The 437-nt window shown below is 34.3% G+C and carries 1 pseudogene; it reads right to left on the bottom strand.

From position 1 onward, the window contains the following. A pseudogene (locus AX677_RS09425) lies at positions 1-437 on the bottom strand (hypothetical protein); the annotation flags it as partial.

The following is a 437-nucleotide window of genomic DNA, read 5'->3' as shown; positions in this document are numbered from 1 at the left end:
CATTAATTCCTTATCCTTACTCTCATCATAAAACTGGTTGAATTCCTCTTTAGAGCTAAAAGGATGTTCCAATCCGTCTTTACTGATACTTGCTGGAATTACACCTTCATATAAGTCTGTATTCGAAGGAACTAACAGACTATAAAACTCTAGATAGTCTTTAACGCTCTTATCAAGTCTATAAAGTTGAGAGTTCGTTTTTTCCAATAATTCCGCTGCCTTTGGGTCAGTTTGCGCCATCAAGCTATTTTGAATCCAACTTGTATCCACAGCTTCGTCTAAAGGATATATAATAGGAAACGTGAAATTGCCCAATTTTTCATCAAATTGTTGCGTATTTAATTTAAAATTAAAGGTCGGACTTTGGTATTGTGCTGTCTTATTATCTTCCCATTCAATTTTTCGAGTATCAAGATTGTACCAAAGAGTTTGAAACT

The organism is Streptococcus sp. CCH8-C6, assembly GCF_001557225.1.
GTDB classification, from domain to species: domain Bacteria; phylum Bacillota; class Bacilli; order Lactobacillales; family Streptococcaceae; genus Streptococcus; species Streptococcus sanguinis_C.
Note: the sequence above shows the minus strand (reverse complement) of the source record. Positions and strands in the feature narration are given on the sequence as shown.